This is a genomic window from Pelagicoccus mobilis, assembly GCF_016595505.1.
In the GTDB taxonomy this organism is placed as follows: Bacteria; Verrucomicrobiota; Verrucomicrobiia; order Opitutales; family Opitutaceae; genus Pelagicoccus; species Pelagicoccus mobilis.
The window spans coordinates 1-1,707 of sequence record NZ_JAENIL010000132.1; the positions used below are offsets into that span (position 1 = coordinate 1).

At 50.7% G+C, this 1,707-nt stretch carries 2 protein-coding genes; both read right to left on the reverse strand.

Annotated features, from left to right (window positions below):
• Positions 1-304: 304 nt before the first annotated feature.
• On the reverse strand, positions 305-613 hold the full coding sequence (locus JIN87_RS29000; RefSeq protein ID WP_200360010.1) for a type II toxin-antitoxin system RelE/ParE family toxin: 309 nt from the start codon (positions 611-613) through the stop codon (positions 305-307).
• Positions 601-858: a type II toxin-antitoxin system Phd/YefM family antitoxin gene (locus JIN87_RS27880; protein WP_200360012.1), complete on the reverse strand. Its 258-nt coding sequence runs from the start codon at positions 856-858 to the stop codon at positions 601-603. Before JIN87_RS27880 ends, JIN87_RS29000 begins: the two co-directional genes overlap by 13 nt.
• Between the last annotated feature and the right edge of the window lie 849 nt (positions 859-1,707).

A 1,707-nucleotide genomic window follows, 5' to 3' on the forward strand; every position in this document is an offset into this window, starting at 1 on the left:
TTTCCTCGTTGGCACTCCTCAAGTGTCAGCCTCCGGCTTCGGTAGGAGGAGCACCAGCGCGACGAAACATCATCTGCTGCTCAGTTCACTGAGCACTCTGTTCCGCATAGCGGATAGAGCGACCTCAGGGAGTGGTGTTAATTAACATCGGCAGCGCTGCTGCCTAATGCCCTTCGGGCAACATAGTGCCGCTTTACGGCAGCATGTGATCCAGCCTTCGCTGAAACTTCGGCGGACAGGTCCGTCTTTACGGCGTAGCGTTTTGCCGAGTTGTTGATTGGGCGAAGACTGTGACTGGGGCGGATTATTTTTGGTTTTCTACAATTCGTGACAAATCGAATTTACGTTCCTCTTTTACTACGTGCACGATGAAGGCTATGTCATCTTCAATTCTGTAGTAGATTAGAACAGGTTTCGAAATTAGTCTTCGGTATGGCGTTCCTTTCAACCCCCTCGGTTTTGAGCCAGATTCGGGGAAATCCTCCAGTTGGTCGGTTTTTTCGAACGTGCGTCTAACAACACGCTTTGCCGCGTCTGGATCATCTAGCTCGATGTACTCGGCTATCGATTCTAAATCTCGCAATGCGGTTTCTGCCCAAATCACGCGAGCCATTTCTTCATGCTCTTTTTGGCTTCTTTCTGCGACACCACTCGGCCCTGTTTGATGGCTGATTCGCCGCGAGCAAGTCCTTCTAGAAGCTCATTCTTTTTTGTGATTTCCTGAAATGACTGAACGTCAATAAGATAGGCGGCAGGTTTTCCGTGCTCGGTAATCAATATAGGTTCATGTTTTTCATTCAAGTCGCGGATGATTTCCGTGGCTCTTCGCTTCAGGTTTGTGACCAGTTCGATCTTCATAAGTGACACTTAAGTGTCACTATTTCCTGGTGCAAACCTTCTTTCCTTCCTCGAACGCTAAGTGAGTGGATCCGTCTTCGCTGTGTTTCTTCGTGACGAGTCGGGCTGTGTTTTGTTTTGAACCACTGATGACGACGATACTCACCGATTATCCTGTAGGGCGGGGCGTTGACCCGCCGAGCAAGTTGGATTGAGTAAGCAGCTAGGGAAGCGAAGCGAACTGGGTTGTTTTTTCTAACCGCTAATTGTCGCTAATAACCGCTAAAATGGGTCAGGATCGCTTTCAGCGATGTAGGTATCGCTTGGGCGACGGGAGGTTTTCAGAGCCTCCGATACTCACTGATTTCTCTGTAGGGCGGGGCGTTGATCTGCTTCGTTTGGGTATTGTGGCCGGGACCTTTGGGGTTTGATCGGGTTGTGATTTGTTTAACCGCAGAGAGCGCGAAGGACGCGGAGGCTGACTGATTACTGATCGAGCAGCGCGAGTTGGATTGTGTGTGTGGTTTTCTTAACCGCTGAGGTCGCGGAGTACCGAGGCAAAGCCGACCGCGTGAGCGAACAACACGCGGAGATTTTTGATGTTTAGATTAGGGATTAGCGATTACTGATTACCGATCCGCGGCGATAGATGCGGTGGGTTGCGTACTGTTTTTAACCATCGGTTTGCGCTCAAGAGCTACGCCCAGAGATGACCTGCCAGATTCTCATCCTGGCTCTGCGTTCTTAGCGTTCTCTAGCGCAGCGGGCGGTTAAAAATCCAATGCGTTACCGAGGAGCTTGTCGACGACATGTTTCCTCGTTGGCACTCCTCAAGTGTCAGCCTCCGGCTTCGGTAGGAGGAGCACCAGC

Coding starts and splice junctions, on each gene's coding strand:
- JIN87_RS29000 (WP_200360010.1), bottom strand. CDS start 613: ATGGCTCGCGTGATTTGGGCAGAAACCGCATTGCGAGATTTAGAATCG.
- JIN87_RS27880 (WP_200360012.1), bottom strand. CDS start 858: ATGAAGATCGAACTGGTCACAAACCTGAAGCGAAGAGCCACGGAAATC.